At 36.9% G+C, this 20,286-nt stretch carries 18 protein-coding genes; 15 read left to right on the top strand and 3 right to left on the bottom strand.

Features of this window, described 5'->3' with window-relative positions:
* From MKX78_RS13865 to MKX78_RS13830, 8 genes are all read left to right on the top strand, one after another.
* A complete protein-coding gene (locus MKX78_RS13865) occupies nucleotides 1-684 on the top strand; it encodes a FadR/GntR family transcriptional regulator (protein ID WP_307313439.1) in 684 nt (227 codons plus the stop codon).
* Nucleotides 685-748: 64 nt separating this feature from the next.
* The gene (locus MKX78_RS13860) at nucleotides 749-2,068 is read left to right on the top strand and encodes an FAD-binding oxidoreductase (protein ID WP_233435389.1); all 1,320 of its coding nucleotides are present in this window, start codon (nucleotides 749-751) and stop codon (nucleotides 2,066-2,068) included.
* Complete coding sequence (locus tag MKX78_RS13855; RefSeq protein WP_307313441.1) at nucleotides 2,069-3,409, top strand: (Fe-S)-binding protein; 1,341 nt, start codon at nucleotides 2,069-2,071, stop codon at nucleotides 3,407-3,409. It begins immediately after the preceding gene.
* Nucleotides 3,406-4,863, top strand: coding sequence for an FAD-linked oxidase C-terminal domain-containing protein (locus MKX78_RS13850; protein WP_307313442.1), 1,458 nt, complete (start codon nucleotides 3,406-3,408; stop codon nucleotides 4,861-4,863). The genes MKX78_RS13855 and MKX78_RS13850 overlap by 4 nt, the downstream gene beginning before the upstream one ends.
* Nucleotides 4,864-4,972: 109 nt before the next feature.
* Nucleotides 4,973-7,150, top strand: a complete 2,178-nt coding sequence (locus MKX78_RS13845) for a malate synthase G (protein WP_341051391.1) — start codon at nucleotides 4,973-4,975, stop codon at nucleotides 7,148-7,150.
* A 116-nt stretch (nucleotides 7,151-7,266) separates the two neighbouring features.
* Nucleotides 7,267-8,043, top strand: a complete 777-nt coding sequence (locus MKX78_RS13840; RefSeq protein ID WP_095373010.1) for a fumarylacetoacetate hydrolase family protein — start codon at nucleotides 7,267-7,269, stop codon at nucleotides 8,041-8,043.
* Between the two features lie 33 nt (nucleotides 8,044-8,076).
* Complete coding sequence (locus MKX78_RS13835) at nucleotides 8,077-8,847, top strand: IclR family transcriptional regulator (RefSeq protein WP_095373011.1); 771 nt, start codon at nucleotides 8,077-8,079, stop codon at nucleotides 8,845-8,847.
* Nucleotides 8,848-9,112: 265 nt separating this feature from the next.
* Complete coding sequence (locus MKX78_RS13830; RefSeq protein ID WP_095373012.1) at nucleotides 9,113-10,888, top strand: L-lactate permease; 1,776 nt, start codon at nucleotides 9,113-9,115, stop codon at nucleotides 10,886-10,888.
* Nucleotides 10,889-10,938: 50 nt separating this feature from the next.
* Here the strand turns inward: MKX78_RS13830 and MKX78_RS13825 are convergent, their stop codons facing one another.
* Entirely contained in the window at nucleotides 10,939-11,226 is a 288-nt protein-coding gene (locus MKX78_RS13825; RefSeq protein ID WP_095373013.1) for a hypothetical protein, read from the bottom strand.
* A gap of 161 nt (nucleotides 11,227-11,387) precedes the next feature.
* On the opposite strand from MKX78_RS13825, the gene MKX78_RS13820 reads away from it, so the two are divergent.
* Entirely contained in the window at nucleotides 11,388-12,116 is a 729-nt protein-coding gene (locus MKX78_RS13820) for a class I SAM-dependent methyltransferase (protein ID WP_341051389.1), read from the top strand.
* Between the two features lies 1 nt (nucleotide 12,117).
* On the opposite strand, the gene MKX78_RS13815 is transcribed toward MKX78_RS13820, so the two are convergent.
* Nucleotides 12,118-12,546, bottom strand: a complete 429-nt coding sequence (locus tag MKX78_RS13815) for a MarR family winged helix-turn-helix transcriptional regulator (protein WP_095373015.1) — start codon at nucleotides 12,544-12,546, stop codon at nucleotides 12,118-12,120.
* 235 nt (nucleotides 12,547-12,781) lie between these two features.
* Between MKX78_RS13815 and MKX78_RS13810 the strand changes: the two genes are divergently transcribed.
* The 5 genes from MKX78_RS13810 to pssA all read left to right on the top strand — a co-directional run bounded on the left by MKX78_RS13810 (nucleotide 12,782) and on the right by pssA (nucleotide 18,571).
* Complete coding sequence (locus tag MKX78_RS13810) at nucleotides 12,782-13,927, top strand: acyl-CoA dehydrogenase family protein (RefSeq protein ID WP_307313453.1); 1,146 nt, start codon at nucleotides 12,782-12,784, stop codon at nucleotides 13,925-13,927.
* A gap of 13 nt (nucleotides 13,928-13,940) precedes the next feature.
* Nucleotides 13,941-15,092 (top strand): thiolase family protein, encoded by a 1,152-nt coding sequence (locus tag MKX78_RS13805; RefSeq protein WP_095373017.1) that lies wholly within the window; start codon nucleotides 13,941-13,943, stop codon nucleotides 15,090-15,092.
* A 21-nt stretch (nucleotides 15,093-15,113) separates the two neighbouring features.
* Complete coding sequence (locus MKX78_RS13800) at nucleotides 15,114-16,667, top strand: fatty acid--CoA ligase (RefSeq protein ID WP_341051387.1); 1,554 nt, start codon at nucleotides 15,114-15,116, stop codon at nucleotides 16,665-16,667.
* 26 nt (nucleotides 16,668-16,693) lie between these two features.
* On the top strand, nucleotides 16,694-17,728 hold the full coding sequence (locus MKX78_RS13795; RefSeq protein ID WP_341051385.1) for a CaiB/BaiF CoA transferase family protein: 1,035 nt from the start codon (nucleotides 16,694-16,696) through the stop codon (nucleotides 17,726-17,728).
* Nucleotides 17,729-17,875: 147 nt separating this feature from the next.
* Nucleotides 17,876-18,571, top strand: coding sequence for a CDP-diacylglycerol--serine O-phosphatidyltransferase (gene pssA / locus MKX78_RS13790; protein ID WP_095373020.1), 696 nt, complete (start codon nucleotides 17,876-17,878; stop codon nucleotides 18,569-18,571).
* A 144-nt stretch (nucleotides 18,572-18,715) separates the two neighbouring features.
* Here the strand turns inward: pssA and MKX78_RS13785 are convergent, their stop codons facing one another.
* Nucleotides 18,716-19,093, bottom strand: a complete 378-nt coding sequence (locus tag MKX78_RS13785) for a nucleotide excision repair endonuclease (protein WP_095373021.1) — start codon at nucleotides 19,091-19,093, stop codon at nucleotides 18,716-18,718.
* A 312-nt stretch (nucleotides 19,094-19,405) separates the two neighbouring features.
* On the opposite strand from MKX78_RS13785, the gene MKX78_RS13780 reads away from it, so the two are divergent.
* Nucleotides 19,406-20,248: a phosphate ABC transporter substrate-binding protein gene (locus tag MKX78_RS13780; RefSeq protein WP_095373022.1), complete on the top strand. Its 843-nt coding sequence runs from the start codon at nucleotides 19,406-19,408 to the stop codon at nucleotides 20,246-20,248.
* Nucleotides 20,249-20,286 lie beyond the last annotated feature (38 nt).

The raw sequence follows: 20,286 nt of genomic DNA, 5'->3' as shown, positions 1-20,286 counted from the left end.
TTGGCAATTGAAAAGATTGAGACGAAGAAAGTCTCACATATTATTGAAGAGAAGTTAGAGGAAATGATTCTCGATGGTCAATATCAAATCGGTGAAAAACTTCCATCAGTCCGCATGCTTTGTGAGTCTTTTGGTGTCGGGAGATCAGCGATTCGAGATGCAATCACTGCATTGAAAGGGAAGGGATTAGTTGAGGTAAAACAAGGAGAAGGTACTTATGTGAAGGCGTTTGATGTTCATACATTGCTGGGGAGTAAGTATTGGAATTTGTATGAAAAGGATATACAAGAACTCTTTCAAGCACGTAAGATCGTCGAGGTAGGTTTAGCGGAATTAGCTGCCAATCACAGATCAGAAAAGGATGTAGAGGATTTACATTATATACTTACAGCAAAAAAGGGGTGGGAATCGGATTTTTTATTTCACCAAAAGCTTGCTTGTATTGGAGGTAACACAGTTTTAATGCAATTTATAGACTTCATATCAGCACCATTGAAGCAAACGCTAGTAAAGTTCCATCAATATATACAGAACAGTACAGAAAAAGGTTCAATCATTGAAGCCCAACATAGGAACATTTTCCAAGCAATTAAGGAACGAAATAGCAAAAAAGCTTCAGAAGAAATGCTGGTGCATTTGACCACAGTCGAAGATATGTTACAAGAGACATCTACTATGGAGTAAAAATTTTTCGCTATTTAAAAAACGGTGTTTTGTAATAGCGAACAATAAGGAGGTAAGGAAATTGATGAATGAGGTGCTTTCTATAGCGGAGTATTTAACAACTTATAAACTAGACTATGAAATGTCTCAAGCTGATTTGTATGGTAATAGTGGACAATACACCGTATATCCAACCTCAGAAGAAGAGTTAAGTGCAATATTCGCTTTTGTTCATAAACATCAATTCACGGTCAATATCCAAGGTGCTGGATCTAAAAGGGGTTACGGTGGATTAATTGATCAAGCTGATTTACTTATTTCAATGGAAAAATTTACGGGAATCGTTGAACATCATAGTGGAGATATGACTTTAACCGTTAAAGCAGGAACGAAACTTGAGGATGTTCAACGTTATTTAGAGGATTTTAATCAAAAGTTAGCACTAGATCCCTTTATGCCTCACGTAAGTACAATTGGTGGAGTGATAGCAAGTAATGATAGTGGACCGAAGAGACTAAATTATGGATCCGCCAGAGACGCAGTCATCGGTTTAAGAGTAGTATACCCAGATGGTAAGGTGATTCGTACAGGTGGTAAAGTAGTAAAGAATGTTGCCGGCTATGACATGAATAAGTTGTTTATTTCTTCAATGGGGACACTTGGAGTGATAACAGAAGTCACGGTTAAATTACGTCCACTGGCAAAGAGTACAGCCACTTGCATCATATCTTTTCAAGGTGAAGATAGAAATACGATTTATTCTTTTACTAGAAATTTATTAAATAATAGTATTGAACCAATTAGTTGTGAGTTACTTGATCCTATTGTTTCATATAATATTAGCGGCATAAATAAACTTTCCTTACTCGTAAGCTTCGAAGATGTAGAAAAATCGGTGGAATATCAAATAAAGTATATTCAAAGTTTGATAGAAGAAGAAATGAAACTGACTATTCTTAGAAATAGTGAGGAAAAACAGTTATGGGACCGACTTTATCATCTACCTATTGATAAAGAGGATGAGTATAACAACGGTGAAAAAATCTTTGCTGTTGCTAAAATAGGTACAATCAATCTAAACGTTATAGACATTCTCCTAAAAGTAATGGAGATTAGAAGAAATACCAACATTGATATTTATACGCATGGAGGAGTCGGTCATGGCTTGATGCAACTATATATCAAGGGGAAAGAAAGTGAAATGATTGAAGCGCTTACAAAAATGAGAGAAGTAACAAATGAAAATGGTGGTTATTGTATCATAAAACATTTACCGCTAGCTCAAAGGTTAGTGTTTGATACATGGGGAGAAACGAAAGGTGCTCATTATTTACTAGAAGGAATTAAAACGAAGGTCGATCCAAAAAAAATCTTAAACCGTAAACGTTATGTAGGGGGGATATAGGTGACAGTCTCACAACAAAAATCAAAGCAACCAGCTTGCAAAGACGGGGTGAGCAATTATTTGTGGAATGATGCGCCTGATGAAACGAAATGGGCAGATTGTGTGCATTGCGGAATGTGTTTAGAATCTTGTCCAACCTATGAACAAACAGGTCAGGAACAGCATTCGCCAAGGGGAAGAGTTTATTTAATTAAGTCTGTGGCAGAAGGGAAATTAATGGTAAACGAAGAGTTTATGGATCCTGTATTTGCATGTTTAGATTGTCGAGCTTGTACAACAGCATGTCCGGCTGATGTTGATGTTGGTGGATTAATTGAAGAAGCACGTGGGCAAGTAAGGCAAGCTATTCCTCTAAAAGGATGGAAAAAGTCTGTAAACAAGTTATTTTTACATGGGATATTTCCACATGAAAATCGTCTGCAAACTTTAGGTGGACTGCTGAAGTTCTATCAAAAAAGTGGAATGCAAACATTGGTTAGAAAAACGAAACTCATTCAAATAATGCCTAAACATTTAGTTGATATGGAAGGGGTCATGCCAAAGATTCATTCATCAGTAAAGAAAAAACATCGTAACGGATCAGTAATTAAAGCGAAACAAGAAACTAAACGTGAAGTGGCGATGTTAACTGGTTGTGTAATGGATGTTATGTTTAGTGATGTCAATGAATCTACTATAAACGTGTTAACACGTAATGGTAATGATGTCCATATTCCTCAAAATCAAACCTGTTGCGGGGCTTTACATGTTCATGCAGGTGATCGAGATATGGGTAGAAAACTGGCAAAACAAAATATTCTTGCCTTTGAGAACGACGATACAGTAATTGTCAATGCAGCGGGATGTGGCTGTATGATGAAAGAATATGGTGAATTATTTAAAGAGGAGCCAGAGTGGCGAGAAAAAGCAGAAGCGTTAGCAGATAAAGTGGAGGACATCTCGAAGTTCCTTTATGATACAGGTTATGAAAAGCCAAAAGCTTCCTTGAATAAAAGAATTACTTATCACGATGCCTGCCATCTTGCTCATGGTCAAGGTGTGAGAGAGGAACCACGAGATTTGTTATTAAATATTCCTGGAGTAGAGATGGTCCATATGCCGAATGCAGATCGTTGTTGTGGGAGTGCAGGTATTTATAATATTACCAACCCTGAAATGGCGGGAGCTGTATTAGCAAGTAAAATGGAAAACGTGCCAGATGATGTCGAGATGATTTCCATGGGGAACCCCGGCTGTATGTTGCAAATGGCCATTGGTGTGAAAAATCATGGGCGCAGTCAAAAGGTTGTTCATACCGTTCAACTATTAGATTGGGCTTATCAAAAGGAGAGTAGAGGATGAAGAAATGGAAATTAAAAACAAAAGATCGACATATTCATGGACTCTCTCAATTGTTAAATGATAAACAGGCTATTCTTTATCATAAAGAAGATTTAATCAGTTATGATTGTGATGGGTTTACGATTCATAAATCATTACCAAGAGCGGTTGTTTTTCCTCATTCAACCGACGAAGTGGCACGTATTGTCAAGTATTGTCATGATCATTCCTTACCTTTTTTAGCGAGAGGTGCGGGTACAGGGTTGAGTGGTGGAGCGATTCCCCTTAATAATGAGGTCATTATTAGCATGGTTAAAATGAAAAGATTAATTGACATTGACCTTGATAACAGGAGAGCAGTTGTCGAGCCTGGTTATGTGAATTTGAAACTCACAAATCAAATTATTGAACGCGGATATTACTATGCACCAGATCCATCGAGTCAATATTGCTGTACCATTGGTGGGAATGTGGCAGAGAATGCTGGAGGTGCCCATTGTTTAAAATACGGTGTGACAACAAACCACATTTTAGGGTTAGAATTAGTTCTACCAAATGGAGAAATAGTTGAAATCGGTAGAAACGGTATTTTAGATGAACCTGGTTATGACCTATTAGGCCTTATTACAGGTTCAGAGGGTACATTAGGTATTGTAACAAAAATCATCGTCAGAATATTAAAAAATCCAGAAGGAAAACAAACCGTGTTAGCCTATTTTGATGATATTGAAGACGGTAGTCAAGCAGTATCGGATATCATTTCAGCAGGTATTGTTCCGGCAGCACTTGAAATGATGGATAAGACAGCTATTGAAGGAGTAGAAGCAGCGGCCTTTCCGGTTGGTCATCCGAAAGATATAGCAGCTGTTTTATTAATCGAAGTAGATGGTATTGCAGCAGGAATCGATGAACAAATTGAGCAAATTTTATCGGTTTGTCGCCATCGTAATGTTAGAGAAGTAAGAGCAGCAAAGGATGAAAAAGAACGGGCAGCATGGTGGGCTAATAGAAAAACAGGATTTGGTGCAATGGGGGCAATATCACCTGATTATCTTGTTCAAGATGGCGTTATCCCACGTAGTAAATTACCTGAAGTTCTTCGAAGAATTAATAAGATCAGTGAAGAATATGACTTGCGAATTGCCAACATATTTCATGCTGGGGATGGGAACTTACACCCGCTCGTTTTATTTGACGCGAGAGTTCCTGGCGAAACAGAGAAAGCGCTGGCAGCTGGTAGTGCATGTCTAAAAGTGTGTGCAGATGTTGGTGGAACAATTACAGGTGAACATGGAGTAGGTATTGAAAAGAGGGAAGAAATGCGGTTCGTTTTCACTGATGAAGAAATTGCAGCACAAACGGATATTCGATCTGTGTTTAATACGGATAATCTTTTGAATGCTGGCAAGTTATTTCCGTCTCCAAGTAGATGTGCAGAAGTGAAAAAAGAAATAAAAGAGAAAATTATTGGATAAATAATCGTAAGAATAATCTAAAAATCATTGAAGCGATCAGTCAATCATGGTATATTTTTTTTAGAATAATAGAAACAGTGTTTTGTAATAACAAACAAGGAGGATTATCATGACGCAATATGTAGAAAAAGGCAGTCTTAAAATCGCGGAGGAATTATTTCATTTTATTGAAAAAGAGGCATTACCAGGAGCAGAGGTAGATTCAGAACAATTTTGGCAAGGATTTGAAAAGTTAATTGCCGATTTAACTCCGAAGAATAAACAGTTACTACAAAAAAGAGAAGACATACAAACAAAGATTAATGAATGGCATACAACACAAAAAACGTTTGATGCGAAACAGTATAAGCAGTTTTTAGAAGATATAGGCTACTTGCTCCCAGAAGCTGATGATTTTGAAATTACTACTCAAAATATTGACGATGAGATTGCCATTCAAGCAGGACCACAATTAGTTGTTCCAATTAATAATGGGCGCTATGCAATTAATGCTGCCAATGCGAGATGGGGCAGTCTATATGATGCTTTGTACGGCACAGATGCGGTTAGTACTGAAGATGGGGCAACGAAAGAAGGTGCATACAACCCTATTCGTGGAGAGAAAGTAATTGCTTTTAGTAGAAACTTTTTAGATGAAGTAATCCCATTACAAGAAGGCAGTCATAAAGACGCGATTGCTTATACTGTTGAAGCCAGTGAACTAGTTATTACATTGAATAGTGGGACAAAAGAATCTCTTCGTAATAAAGCATTATTTATCGGTTATCGCGGGACAGAAACAGAACCAACGGCCATTCTTTTGAAAAACAATCAACTACATTTTGAGATTCAAATTGATCGTCAACATCCAATTGGAAAAACCGATGATGCCGGAATTAAAGATATTTTATTAGAAGCTGCAGTTACAACAATTATGGATTGTGAAGATTCAGTTGCAGCAGTTGATGCTGAAGATAAAGTACTTGTATATCGTAATTGGTTAGGATTGATGAAAGGAGATTTAACTTCTACATTTAAAAAAGGTGACCGATCGATCACAAGGGCTATGAATGATGATCGTGAATATTTGGCACCTAATGGAGATACCTTTTCGCTTAATGGACGCTCACTCATGTTTGTCAGAAATGTGGGTCACTTAATGACAAATGAGGCGATATTAACAGAAAATGGTGAGGAAATTCAAGAAGGAATTTTGGATAGTGTGATTACTTCACTAGCAGCAAAACATACATTACTTGGAAATGGAAAATATCAAAATAGTAAAAATAATTCTATCTATATCGTAAAACCTAAAATGCATGGTCCAGAAGAAGTGGCTTTTGCCAATGAGCTTTTTAACCGAACAGAAGATTTATTGGGACTCGATCGTTATACATTGAAGATAGGTGTAATGGATGAAGAAAGAAGAACTTCTTTAAACTTGAAATCTTGTATTAAAGAAGTAAAAGAGAGAGTTGTATTTATTAATACAGGATTTTTAGATCGTACCGGAGATGAAATGCATACCTCAATTGAAATGGGCGCAATGATTCGTAAAAATGATATGAAGTCAACAAAATGGCTGCAAGCATATGAAACATCTAATGTGTTAACAGGGCTTTCTACCGGTTTTAAAGGGAAGGCGCAAATAGGAAAAGGTATGTGGGCGATGCCTGATTTAATGGCAGCCATGCTCGAACAAAAGGTGGCCCACCCTAAAGCTGGTGCAAATACAGCTTGGGTTCCTTCACCGACTGCAGCTACACTTCATGCCCTTCATTATCATCAAGTAGATGTGGCTAAAGTACAGCAATCATTATCAGTGAAAAAGACTGACTTAAGAGACGAGATACTTGCCATACCAGTGGCAAAGGATACTAATTGGACTGGGGAAGAAATCCAAGCAGAGTTGGATAATAATGCACAAGGGATATTAGGATATGTCGTTAGATGGGTTGATCAAGGCATCGGTTGCTCAAAAGTCCCAGATATCAATAATATTGATTTAATGGAGGACCGAGCGACTTTAAGAATTTCGAGCCAACATATGGCGAATTGGTTGCATCATGGTATTGTATCAAAGGACCAAGTGATGACTACTCTAAAAAGAATGGCGAAAGTAGTGGATGAACAAAATGCGGATGATCCATTGTATTATCCGATGGCACCGAACTTTGAGGAATCTGTTGCTTTTCAAGCTGCATGTGAACTAGTTTTTGAAGGAGTTAAACAGCCAAGTGGATATACCGAACCAATTTTACACCGTCGTAGAATTGAGGCAAAAGCGAAGTTTGCTGTAAAACAGTAAAAAAATAATGAATAAAAGAGTGGTTCGTTTGTGGCCACTCTTTCTAAATATAGTAAGAAGAGTGGGACTTGAAATTGTAATTTAAAACTTAAATGATTGTAGTAGGAGGATTTTAAATGAAATTTGTAAGATTTACGATTAATAATCAATTATTACAAGGTATCATTGAAAATGGGGAGATCAAAGAAATCTCAGGTGATATATTCAATAAGTGGGAAGAGACAGGCACCTATTATGATCAAAGTGATGTTAAACTTGTTTCTCCTATTGTTCCCACCCAAATTATCGGAATCGGTGCAAACTTTGTTAGTGATAAACAAGAACTACCAGAGGAATTACCAGCAGTTCCAGTGTTTTTCTTTAAACCGGTATCATCCGTAATCGGTCCGAATGAAGAGATAATCATTCCTAAAGGGATTGATCAAGTTAAATTTGAATCAGAATTGGCAGTAGTGATTGGTAAAGAAACAAAAGATGTCGCTGAAGAAGATGTGTTTGATCATATTTTTGGTTATACGATTGGTAATGATGTAACAGCTCCTCAATTTTTCCATCAAGACGGTCATTGGACGGTCGGTAAAGCATTTGATACTTTTACTCCTCTTGGGCCAGTTATAGAAACAGAGCTTAAGCTAGAAGAAACTCGCATTAGAGCCAATCTGAATGGTCAATTAAAGCAAGATAGCCCACCTGAGTTAATGATTATTTCTATACAAAAGATGATTGCTTTTCTATCGAAGGTAATGACTTTGAGGGCTGGAGATGTTATCCTTACTGGAAGCCCTGTAGGCGCCGAATTGATTGGTGAAGGTGATATAATTGAATGTGAGATTGAATCAATCGGTCAGTTAACAAATACAGTCGTAAGAAGTAAAGCGGAAGTAAAGTCATAAATGATTTTTGTAGGTTTTGATTGAGGTGAAGGTATGGAAAGAGATAATATGGTGAAATCGGTAAGTAGAGCGCTTGATATTATTGATATGATCAGTTTAAGAAAGTACGGTATGGGTGTGACTGAAATTGCAAATGAAATGGATATCAATAAAAGCTCCGTACACCGCATATTATCAACTCTTGTGAAGTATGGTTATATCGAGCAAGTAAAAGATTCAGGCAAATATAAAGTAGGTTACAAAATATTAAATATTAGTACTAGATTGCTTGATTCAATAGATATCCGCTCAGAAGCGAAGCTTTATTTACAGGATTTGGAGCAAAAGACGAATGAAGTCATTCATCTAGTGGTACCAGATAATGACGAGGTAGTTTATATCGAAAAACTCGATGGGAATGAAGCATTGAGAATGCACTCATCTGTTGGCAAACGTGCGCCTATGCATTGTACATCTGTTGGTAAAGCGATATTAGCACATCAACCAGTACAAGTAGTCAAAGATATTATACAGAGAAAAGGGTTGAAACCTCATACAGAGCATACAATTACAGATGAAATGGCATTGTTAGAAAATTTAAAGATGATTAAGACAAAAGGTTTTGCCCTTGACTTAGAGGAAAATGAAAACGGAATTGTGTGTATTGCTGTTCCAATATTTGACTATCAAAACAATGTATGTGCTGCGATCAGTGTATCCGGTCCATTAATAAGAATGTCACAAGAGCGTTTGCAGGAACTCGCTCCCTTTATGGTTGATATTGGAAAGAGTGTTTCTATACGGTTAGGGTATTTAGATGAATAGTCATCTTTCAATTAGTAAAAACGCTCCCTTATAAAAAAGGGAGCGTTTTTACTTTTTTAGACGAATAACACTTGTTATTACCTCATCTGTTGATCAATCATTCTACTTCTTAAAAACTTTAATTATAAATAAAAAATATCAATTTATAATTTTCAAAATATTGTTGTAATTGCATAATAAATTAGTATAATTAATATATATAATATTTGTTGTATAACAAAATATTTTAGTTATATAACAACAAAGATAATAAGGGGGAGTGTGTGTGAGTACAGGCGTTTTAGCAGTTATTTCATTATTACCGATTATTGCTGTTGCCATTTTTCTTGTAGGACTTAAATGGCCGGCAAGTAAAGCAATGCCGATTTCCTTTCTAATTGCTGCCGCATTAGCATTATTTGTATGGAAGGTTCCATTCAATACTGTAGCTGCAGCAAGTGTAAATGGTTTAGTTGTGGCCATTACACTGTTATATATTATTTTTGGTGCAATATTATTATTAAATACTGTACAAGAAAGTGGAGCCATGAGAACCATTCGCCAAGGCTTCATAGATATTTCGCCAGATCGAAGAATTCAAGTGATTATTATTGCTTGGCTCTTTGGCTCATTTATTGAAGGGGCATCAGGTTTTGGTACACCTGCTGCGGTAGCAGTTCCGTTAATGGTTGGTTTAGGATTTCCTGCAATGGCAGCTGTTGTGGCTGGCATGGTCATACAAAGTACACCAGTTACTTTTGGAGCTGTGGGTACACCTGTATTAGTAGGTGTACAAACAGGTTTATCTGCTAACCAAAGTATAACTGACAATCTCTTAAATGTTGTAACAACGATTGGTGGTCATGCCGCAATCTTGCATATGATCGCCGGTACCTTTATTCCATTATTTGTTGTTGCTTTAATGACTCGCTTTTTTGGTAAAAATAAATCTTTTGCAGAAGGAATTAAAGTATGGAAATTTGCGCTGTTTGCAGCTTTTGCAATGACGATTCCATACGTTATTGTTGCAAATACACTTGGACCAGAATTCCCATCTATGACAGGGGGACTAGTTGGTTTACTGATAGTTGTACTTGCAGCTAGAAAAGGTTTTCTCCTTCCAAAAGATGAAACGTGGGACTTTGAAGAGAAATCAAAATGGGATCCTGAGTGGACAGGTAGAATCGAAGTACAACTAAATAACAATGGGAAAAAAATGGGGTTACTAAAAGCATGGTCACCGTATATCCTAGTGGGAGTCTTTTTAGTTTTAACTAGATTGAAAACGCTTCCTTTAAAAGAGTGGTTACAATCTATTGTTATTAAATTGGAAAATATATTCGGCTCAAGTATTACTGCAAGCTTTGAGATTCTTTATTCACCTGGAACAGTTCTTATTTTAGTATCAATTATTACATTTTTCATCCATGGAATGAATTTTAGCTCCTATAAAAAAGCATGGAGTAGTTCGGCAAAAACAACAGCTGCAGCATCAGTTGCACTTGTATTCACTGTTCCAATGGTTCAAGTATTCATCAATACTGGTGGTGGAGCCGCCGGTTATGAACAAATGCCAATCGAATTAGCAAATGGGGCAGCGGCATTAGCTGGAGAATTCTGGCCATTCTTTGCTACCTTTATTGGTGGGATTGGTGCATTTATCGCTGGTAGTAATACGGTTAGTAATATGATGTTTTCCCTTTTCCAGTATGATGTCGGTAGCCAAATTGGGGTGAACCCGAGCTGGATTGTAGCTTTACAAGCAGTTGGTGGAGCAGCGGGTAACATGATTTGTGTCCATAATGTTGTTGCTGCTTCTGCAGTAGTAGGACTCGTCGGTAAAGAGGGAGAAGTTATTCGTAAAACACTCTTGCCATTTGTTTATTACGCTTTATTTGCAGGTGCTATAGGGTACTCTATTGTATGGTATTCAAGTAAAGGCTTATTTAACCTCGGCACACTGATTGCTGTTCTTATCATTTTGGCTGCATTTTATATTATAGCCACGAACAATAAAAGGCTTAATACGTTGCATCAATATAATCAAACAATTTCAAAGTAATAACAAAAAAAGTAACCGCACTATATTTAGCGGTTACTTTTTTGTTGGAATTACCAGAAAAATAAAGGAAGAAAGACTAAGGCAGCAATAGCACCTAAAGCAATCCCTGCGCCGAATCCCCAGCCCCAACCGCCGCGACCGCAACCACCACGACCGCAACCACCTCTGCGGTATCCGCCTGCATAACCGTAACCACCATAATTTTTGTTCATTGGACGTAAATACACTCTGTCGTTAGATACTCTTTCAATAATTCCACGATGAATTCTACCATCATTCATTTTGATTTCTACAGGCTTTCCTATTCCGTTATAACAGCGATGATAATAACCACTCATTAAAATAACACCTCCGGGAAATAAAAATGCTTTCTCTCCTTATGGTATGTCCACCTTTCTTTTTTGAATAGGTACATGTCCTATATGAAGAGCGGAGTTTTTATCCAGTGTCAACAACTAGAAAGTTAGAATAATATAGATAGTATACAAGGAGGGGAACAATGAAATATTCTTATGAAGATGCTTTAGCCTATTTTCAGGTCCCATTTGCTCACCCTGGAGGGAAGCAACTTACGAGCGAGTTACTAATTAATGAGCCTATTACAACAGAAACGACTATTCTCGACGCAGGCTGTGGAACAGGAAGTACATCTTATCTTTTAAGTGATATATATAGTGCGAGAATAGAAGCAATAGACAAACATGCAGAAATGGTACAGGCCGCAAGAAGAAAGGCGAGCTTGTTAACAAAACCCTTTCACGTATCGGTAGGTAATGTGGAGAAGTTATCTTTTTCTGATCAACAATTTGATCTGATCCTATCTGAATCTGTTATCGTCTTTACTAACGTGGCAAATACTTTAAAGGAATTTGCACGTGTATTAAAAGACAAAGGGAGACTCTATTTAATAGAGATGACAAAAGAATCATCAATGACTAGTGAAATGGAAGAAGAAATGAAGGCTTTTTATCAATTAGAAAAACTGTTAAGTGAAAAAGATTGGACGAAGGCTTTAGACACTGCCGGCTTTAAAAAGGTCGAGGTTTTAAAGGCAAGTACGATTGCAGAGATGATTGCAGAAGGAGTGAAGATGGGAGACGATAGTTCCCATCAACATATTAAGTTATTAAAAGAAGATTTATCACAAGTGTTAATTGATCATTACCAACTTAACTTACAATTAAGTAACCATCTAGGCTACCGAGTGATACGAGCGATGAAAACGTAGCTCACATTTGATCGAGGGTAAGATTTAACTTTTGATAGATTGCTAATAGTTGTTTTATTTCTTCATTTGTGAGCTGTGCAAATGTATTTTTTTGCAGTTGATGTCCGTCTTCAGCTGCCTTTTTTAATACTTCTAAGCCTTCATCAGTGATTTCTAAATATGAAATCCTTTTATCATTTAAATCAGGTATTCGTTTAATATAATACCGTTTGGATAACTTCTGAATAAGATGCGAAATAGAAGATGGTGCGATACCAAGGCTTTCTGCCAGATCGATAGGTTTCATTTTTCCATCGCGCTTTAAATGACTAAGCAGAAGAATATGAGAAATACCTAATCCCTCATTAAAAGATTGATTCCATTTAATAATCATGCGGTTGGTTACTTGTTCCATCGCATGAATAAGTTCAAAAACAGTTTGATCATTCATTTTATGCCAGGTCCTTCCCTACGTTCATACAGTAATCATATCAAAAAAAAATAATCATGCAACAAGCGTTAGTAGCTTTATGATGTTATTTCTAATAAATGGATATTATCTGTAGAAATCAACTTCACGAAATCCATTTCATAATTGCATATTGCTTATGTGTGGGATTTATATTAATAATATTCGAAAAAATAAGAAAAATATAATAAAATATAGAAAAGGAGGAAAGGTAAATATGAATGATACATATATAACAGAAGAGCACGAACTCTTTAGAAAGTCTTTACGGAAATTTTTAGATAAAGAAGCTTATCCCTATTATTCACAATGGGAAAAAGATGGTATGATTCCTAGAGCTTTCTGGAGGAAAATGGGTGAGCAAGGCTTCTTATGCCCAAACATCGACGAGGAATATGGTGGAAGTGGTGTTGATTTTGGCTACTCTGTCGTTATAAATGAAGAATTAGAAAGGGTCGGATCCGGAACGATTGGTATCGGCCTTCATAATGATATTGTTATCCCTTATATCACAACATATGGTACAGAAGAACAAAAGAAGCGATGGTTACCAAAGTGTGCGACAGGCGAATTCATTTCGGCGATTGCCATGACTGAGCCGGGCGCAGGTTCTGATTTGGCATCGATTAGGACGACAGCTATAAAAGTTGATGACCATTATGTACTGAATGGTGAAAAAACCTTCATTACAAATGGAATGAATGCAGATTTGGTTATTGTGGCAGTAAAAACAGATACGAAGGTGACCCCTCCATATAGAGGAATCAGCTTAGTTATAGTAGAGAAAGGAATGAAAGGGTTTACAAGAGGAAGGCAACTAAACAAGGTTGGCTTACATTGTCAGGATACAGCAGAGCTTATATTTGATGATTGTGTCGTATCTAGTGAAAATCTACTCGGTGAGGAGGGTAAAGGGTTCTACTATTTAATGGAAAAGCTTCAACAAGAACGGTTAATTGTTGCTATTGCTGCCCAAATTGCTGCCGAAGAAATGATTAGAATGACAATGGCTTTCATCAAAGAAAGAAAAGCGTTTGGAAAGGCTATTAGCTCTTTTCAAAATACGCAGTTTAAAATGGCAGAGATGGTAACAGATGTAGAGATGAGCCGTGCCTTTCTTCAAAAGTTAATTTATGACCATATGAAACAAAAGGATATTGTCACTCAAGTTTCAATGGCTAAATGGAAATGCACAGAGAATGCGAGAAGAATTGCGACAGAATGCATGCAACTTCATGGTGGATACGGATATATGGAAGAATATGAAATAGCAAGAAGGTATAGAGACATACCTGTTGCCAGTATTTACGCAGGAACCAATGAAATGATGAAATCAATTATTGCTAAAAACTTAGGATTATAGGGGAGGATTTCTTTTGCGCGAAGTAGTTATTATTGATGGGATAAGAAGTGCAGTCGGAAAAAGGAACGGTTCTTTAAGAAATACACGTCCTGATGACTTAGCTGGTGCAGTCATTAAAAGTTTAGTAGAAAAAACAGGGTTAAATCCAACACTAGTAGATGATGTTATTTTAGGATGTGTATCACAAATAGGTGAACAAACAGGAGATATTGCTCGTGTGGCGGCTCTTATCTCTGGATTGCCAATTACAGTACCAGGAACAACGATTGACCGACAATGTGGGTCGAGTCAACAGGCGGTTCATTTTGCCGCCCAGGCGATTTCATCAGGTGATATGGATATCGTTATTGCCGGTGGCGTTGAAAGTATGTCGAGAATACCAATTGGTTCAAGTTATCAGGGTGTAAAACCGAGTGAGCAATTGACAAAGCAATATGAGATTATCCATCAAGGGTTATCGGCGGAAAGAATAGCAGAAAAATATCAGTTCACTCGTGCTCAACTAGATGAGTATGCATATCACAGTCAAGAAAAGGCACTACTTGCTCAAGCAGAAAATCGCTTTAAAAATGAAATTATGCCACTGGAGTTAGTTGACGATAGTGGGGCAACATTCAATTTTGATCAAGATGAGGGGCCAAGAAAAGGAACGAGTATAGAGAAGTTAGGCGGATTGAAACCTTCATTTAAAGAGAATGGCATCATACATGCTGGAAATGCAAGTCAAATAAGTGATGGAGCAGGTGCTTTGCTCATTATGTCAGGTGAGAAAGCACGTGAATTAGGATTGAAACCAAGATTTAAGATAATTACCCGCGTCGTTATTGGGTCAGACCCTACCTTGATGCTTACAGGTCCGATAGCTGCAACTGAAAAAGCATTGCACAAGTCTGGATTAACCTTGGCAGATATGGATGTATTTGAAGTGAATGAGGCCTTTGCTTCTGTGCCATTAGCGTGGTTGAAAGAAACAGGAGCAAATGCGAATAAACTGAATCCAAATGGAGGTGCTATTGCCTTAGGCCATCCACTGGGTGCAAGTGGAGCTCGCTTATTATTAACGATGATGAGTGAATTAGACCGTACAGAAGGTAGATATGGGTTACAAACAATGTGTGAAGGTATGGGTATGGCAAACGCAACAATTATAGAAAAAATCTTTTAATAAAAAAGGGAGGAATAATAGATGACAATGACGATTGCAGAAATCTTTGATTTAACGGTAAGTAAGTTTCCAGAGAAGGAGGCGTTATATGATGTCAGAAAAGATTTGAGGTTTACTTATCGTGAGTGGGCAGACGAAGTCAATAGATTAGCACAGGCGTTACATGTAGCAGGAGTAAAAAAAGGAGACCGAATTTCTACCTATTTATATAATACAGAAGAATTAGCAACGACGTTTTTTGCCTGTGCAAAAATAGGTGCAGTATTTAATCCTATTAATTTCCGGCTGATGTCAGAAGAATTGTCATTTATTATTTCTGATGCTGAACCAAAGGTGTTTATTTTTGAAGAAACTCTACAGACAGCTGTTGAAAAAGTGGCCAATAGTTTCCCCACAGTTCAATTTTGGTCAATTGATGGCAACCATCCTCCTTTTGCCAAAAGTTATCATGAGCAAATCACAGCTGTTAATAGAGAGAACGTAGAAGTGAAACTATCATCTGATGATCTATATGCGATTATGTATACGAGTGGGACAACTGGGAGACCAAAAGGCGTGCTGCATCGCCATAAAGATATGACAGAACAAAGTCTGATTGTTATCCATGCACTAAATTATCATCAGAATGATAATGGTTTAGTTGCTGCGCCTATGTTTCATTGTGCAGAGTTACATTGTGCTTTTTTACCAAGAGTTCATATTGGAGCGAAGAGTACCATTCTCCACCAGTTTGATGCAAAAAAAGCATTATCACTGATTGATTCAGAAAAAATTACCGCTTTCTTTGCAGCACCAACAATGTGGAATATGATGCTTCAAGAAGATTTACAGGCGTATAATCTTTCAACATTAGAAAAAGGTTTATATGGTGCAGCTCCAATGGCCCCTAGTCTCGTATTTGCTTGTCGGGAGAAATTGGGTGTTAAGTTAACTCAAGCATATGGGATGACTGAAATGGGACCAGCAATTACGTTCCTTAGTGATGAAGACCAGATTCGTAAAGCAGGCTCGGCGGGGCAAGCTTGCTTGAACCATGAGATAAGAATTGTTACACCTAATGATGATGGTCATTCATATGATGATCAAGTCGTTCCAACTGGTACAGTAGGTGAGATCATTGTGAGAGGACCAAGTATGATGCAAGGTTATTATAAAAGAGAGGAAGCAACTAAAAAGGCACTCCATAACGGCTGGTATCACTCAGGAGATATGGGCTATCTCGATGATGAAGGCTTTCTTTATGTGAAAGACCGTGTTGATGATATGGTGATTTCAGGGGGAGAGAATATTTATCCACGGGAAGTAGAAGATGTTATCCATGCACATCCTTCCGTGTTAGATGTAGCTGTATTAGGTGTACCAGATGAGCATTGGGGAGAAGTTGTTATTGCTTACGTTGTCAAAAAAGAGGAGAATATTACTGCTGAAATTTTAGATGCATTTTGTAAGCAAAGTGAAAGCCTTGCAAATTATAAAAGACCAAGAAGATATGAATTTGTGGACAGTCTACCGAGGAATGCTAGTGGGAAAATCCAAAAATTTGTATTAAGAAATCAGGAACTATTGCAAAAATAACCGCCAGTAAATGAAAGGGATAATATATGTTAACAGGTGTGAAAATAATTGATTTTACAAACTATTTACCAGGTCCTTTTGCCACGCTTAGATTGGCAGAACTTGGAGCAGAAGTAATTAAAATAGAAGGACCGAATGGTGATCCTGCACGACATTTAGAGCCGATGGGCAAAGGCCAAGGTGTCATATTTACGAGTAATAATCGCGGTAAAAACAGTCATTTCCTCAATTTAAAAGATACAACACATTTAAATAAGGTGAAGGAACTAATACTAGAAGCAGACGTAATCATTGAAAGTTTTCGACCGGGTGTGATGAAGCGTTTAACATTAGACTATGAAACGATCCAAACATACCATCCCACAATTGTCTATTGTTCATTGGTTGGGTATGGTGAAAATACTTTTTATTCTACCTTTGGAAGTCATGATCTGAATTATATGGCCATTAGCGGGATGTTAGCACAATGGAAGGATGATAAGGGACGTCCCATTCATCCTTCTCAACAAATAGCTGATTTAGTCGGAGGGATTGTGGCAAGCGAAAGAGTTTTAGCAGGTCTTGTTCAAAGAGGGATAAATGCAAAGGGTAGCTACCATCAAGTAAGTATGGCAGATACAATGACGGCTTTGATGGGTAACCACCATCTCGTTCATCAAGTGACAGAAATGAAACAAGGTGTAGAGGTTTTAGCAGGGACCATTGTTAACTATTGTTTATACGAAACAAGTGATGGTCGCTATATGGCATTAGGCGCATTAGAGAAGAAGTTCTGGCAATCTTTTTGTTTAGCTGTTGAACATCCCGAATGGATAGCATGTCATATGATGAAGGTAAGTGATCCTGTTTATAAACAAGTTTGTGCAGTTTTTAAGGAGCGATCATTTACTGATTGGATAGGTGTTAGCGAGCAAGTCGATTGTTGCTTAACACCTGTGTTAGAAATCGATGAAGTACCCAAAAGTAATTATCATCAACAAAGAGGGAGTTTCGTTTATGATGATAACTGGTCTTGTATTCAACAATATTCTGACTTGAGAAATCCTCAAAAAAAGAAATAGGGACAAAAGAACTTAATAATCGTCAAACATATATAGTAACAACTTAGAATATAGTGTTATAATAGATAAACCTTAAAAAGTGATTTGTGTTTAAATGAAGGTTTATTTTTGCAACGTAGATCACAAAAAAGTGAGTGATGATTGTAAGTGAAATTTATTAAGATGATACCAAATATGCTTACTTTAGGCAATTTATATTGTGGATTTTTGTCTATTGGATTTGCTGCTCATGGCCAATATAATAATGCGGCGATATTGATTATTATCGGTATGATGCTTGATAGTATGGATGGTCGTGCAGCGAGAATGTTAAAAGCAGATAGTACGCTAGGCAAAGAATTAGATTCATTAGCGGATGTTGTAACTTTTGGGGTTGCACCGTCATTTCTCGTATATTATACATACTTTTACCAATTTGGTTCTATTGGATTATTAGTTTCTGGGTTATTCCCGCTATTCGGTGCATATCGCTTAGCACGATTCAATATTGGTACTAGTAAGCAGTCCATGCATTATTTTATCGGTGTTCCGATTACTGCCGCTGGTGGTATTTTAGCTATTTTAACATTGTTTGGTCACTGGGTGCCCAGTATTATTACGACAGTTGTATTTACCGCGCTATGTTTTTTAATGGTCAGTCGTATTCGTATTCCGAGTTTAAAAGATATCCCATTACCAAAGTACGGGACAATTGTGACAATCTTTTTAGGCTGTATGCTTTTTGTTCTTTATAAAGGGACATATGGTTCCTATCCTTATTTAATTTATATTGCCACTCCATTATACATTGCCTATTTAGCGTACCGCTTTAAAAAGAACCAAAATAATAAGACTTCCGACTAGTAAGAATTTTACAGTTTGGGAGTCTTTTTTTTGTTGTTAGGAAACCATAAAGTCAGGAATTTAATTGAGTCTTTCGGAGAGAAAAATCATTTTATAAAAAAAGGATGAAGGAGGTTTCTCCTTCATCCCATAACTAAAATAAAATTAGCTTGAAAAGAAAACTTTTTCAGTATTATATTTTGCTTTTAACTTATTAATAATGTAGGTTTCGTATATTTCACGCTCAACAGGATCATCAACATACATACATGCAATTTTAGACACTTGTTCACGGTGATTTTTAATGGGAGACACTTGGTCGTCGAAATGTTTTTTTACACGTTGTCTTAGTTTACGTGCTTTCCCAACAAAAAGAAGGTTCTCTTTTTTGTCAAAGAATAAAATCATTCCACCTCTATCTCTTGGAATCTTTGTAAAGTCCGTAAAACCATATAAATGGCTGATGGCCGTTGTTCCTTGTTCCCCGCCAGGCTTCTTTTTAGTGATAACTAAGTCTGGATGAGGTATTTCAATATTAATCATCAATAATCACTTCCTATTCTAGCAATCATCGTACCACAACCTACATAAAAAAGCCCATACTTCCGCGTATTTTTCTTTAAATGTTTTTAAATCATATAATGGAGAGATAATAAACGTATTCTAAAAAATGAAAGTTTGAAAAATTAATAATATTATTAGGTTGATTTTTACAATTTCTCCATAAATTTATGGGTATATTGATGAAATTTACAAAGGCTTTACAAAAGGTTAATAGAGAATTAAATATGATTCGTTATATTGGGATTAACACAAACAAAATAGCTAAAAGCAATCTAAAGTGGAGGTTTTTCTATGTTAAAACTTCGAAAATGGAAGAGTATTTTGTTACTTTTGTCACTTACTTTAATTTTGACTGCATGCAATGGTGGTGAAGAAGAAGGAGAGGGACAAGCTAGTACAGGTAACGGAAGCACGATATCCATTTCTGGTTCTACGTCAGTTGGTCCGCTAGCAGAAAAGCTAGCTGCTAAATATATGGAAAATGCAGATGTGAACATTGAAATCAATCAAATTGGTTCCTCAGCAGGAATTACAAATGCAATAAATGGAGTTTCCGAAATTGGCATGTCTTCTCGTAACTTAGAGTCAGGAGAAGAAGAAGAAGTATCACCTACAATCATTGCTTTTGACGGAATTGTAGTCGTTACACACGCAAACAATAAAGTAAAAGATTTAACAATGGAAGAAGTGAAAAAGATCTTTACTGGTGAAATAACAAACTGGAAAGAGGTAGGCGGTAAAGATATGGAGATTGTTGTCGTTTCACGTGAAGACGGGTCAGGTTCGAGAGATGCTTTTCAGGAAATTGTTGACTACTCTTCTGGTGAGTTAGTACGGAGCTCAATTATCGCTAGTGGAAACGGAAATATAAAAACGACAGTTGCAACAAATGAACATGCTATTGGGTTTATCTCTTTTGAATATATAGATGATACAATTTCAACGATTAATATTAATGGGGTAGAACCAACCGCTAAAAATGTAATTGAAGAGAAATATCCATTATCTCGTCCTTTCCTTTTCGTGCATAAAGACTTATCAGAGGAAAGCCAAGCGTTTATTGACTTCATTTTAAGTGAAGCTGGGCAGGAAATCGCTGCAGAAGCAGGGGCTATACCAATTATAGAAGAATAACGCTACATCAAACAATTAGCAAGTGACTTTGGAGGTAT

The sequence above is a fragment of the Cytobacillus sp. FSL R5-0569 genome (genome assembly GCF_038007265.1).
Lineage (GTDB): Bacteria > Bacillota > Bacilli > Bacillales > Cytobacillaceae > Cytobacillus > Cytobacillus kochii.
This window is presented reverse-complemented; position numbering and strand designations above follow the sequence as displayed.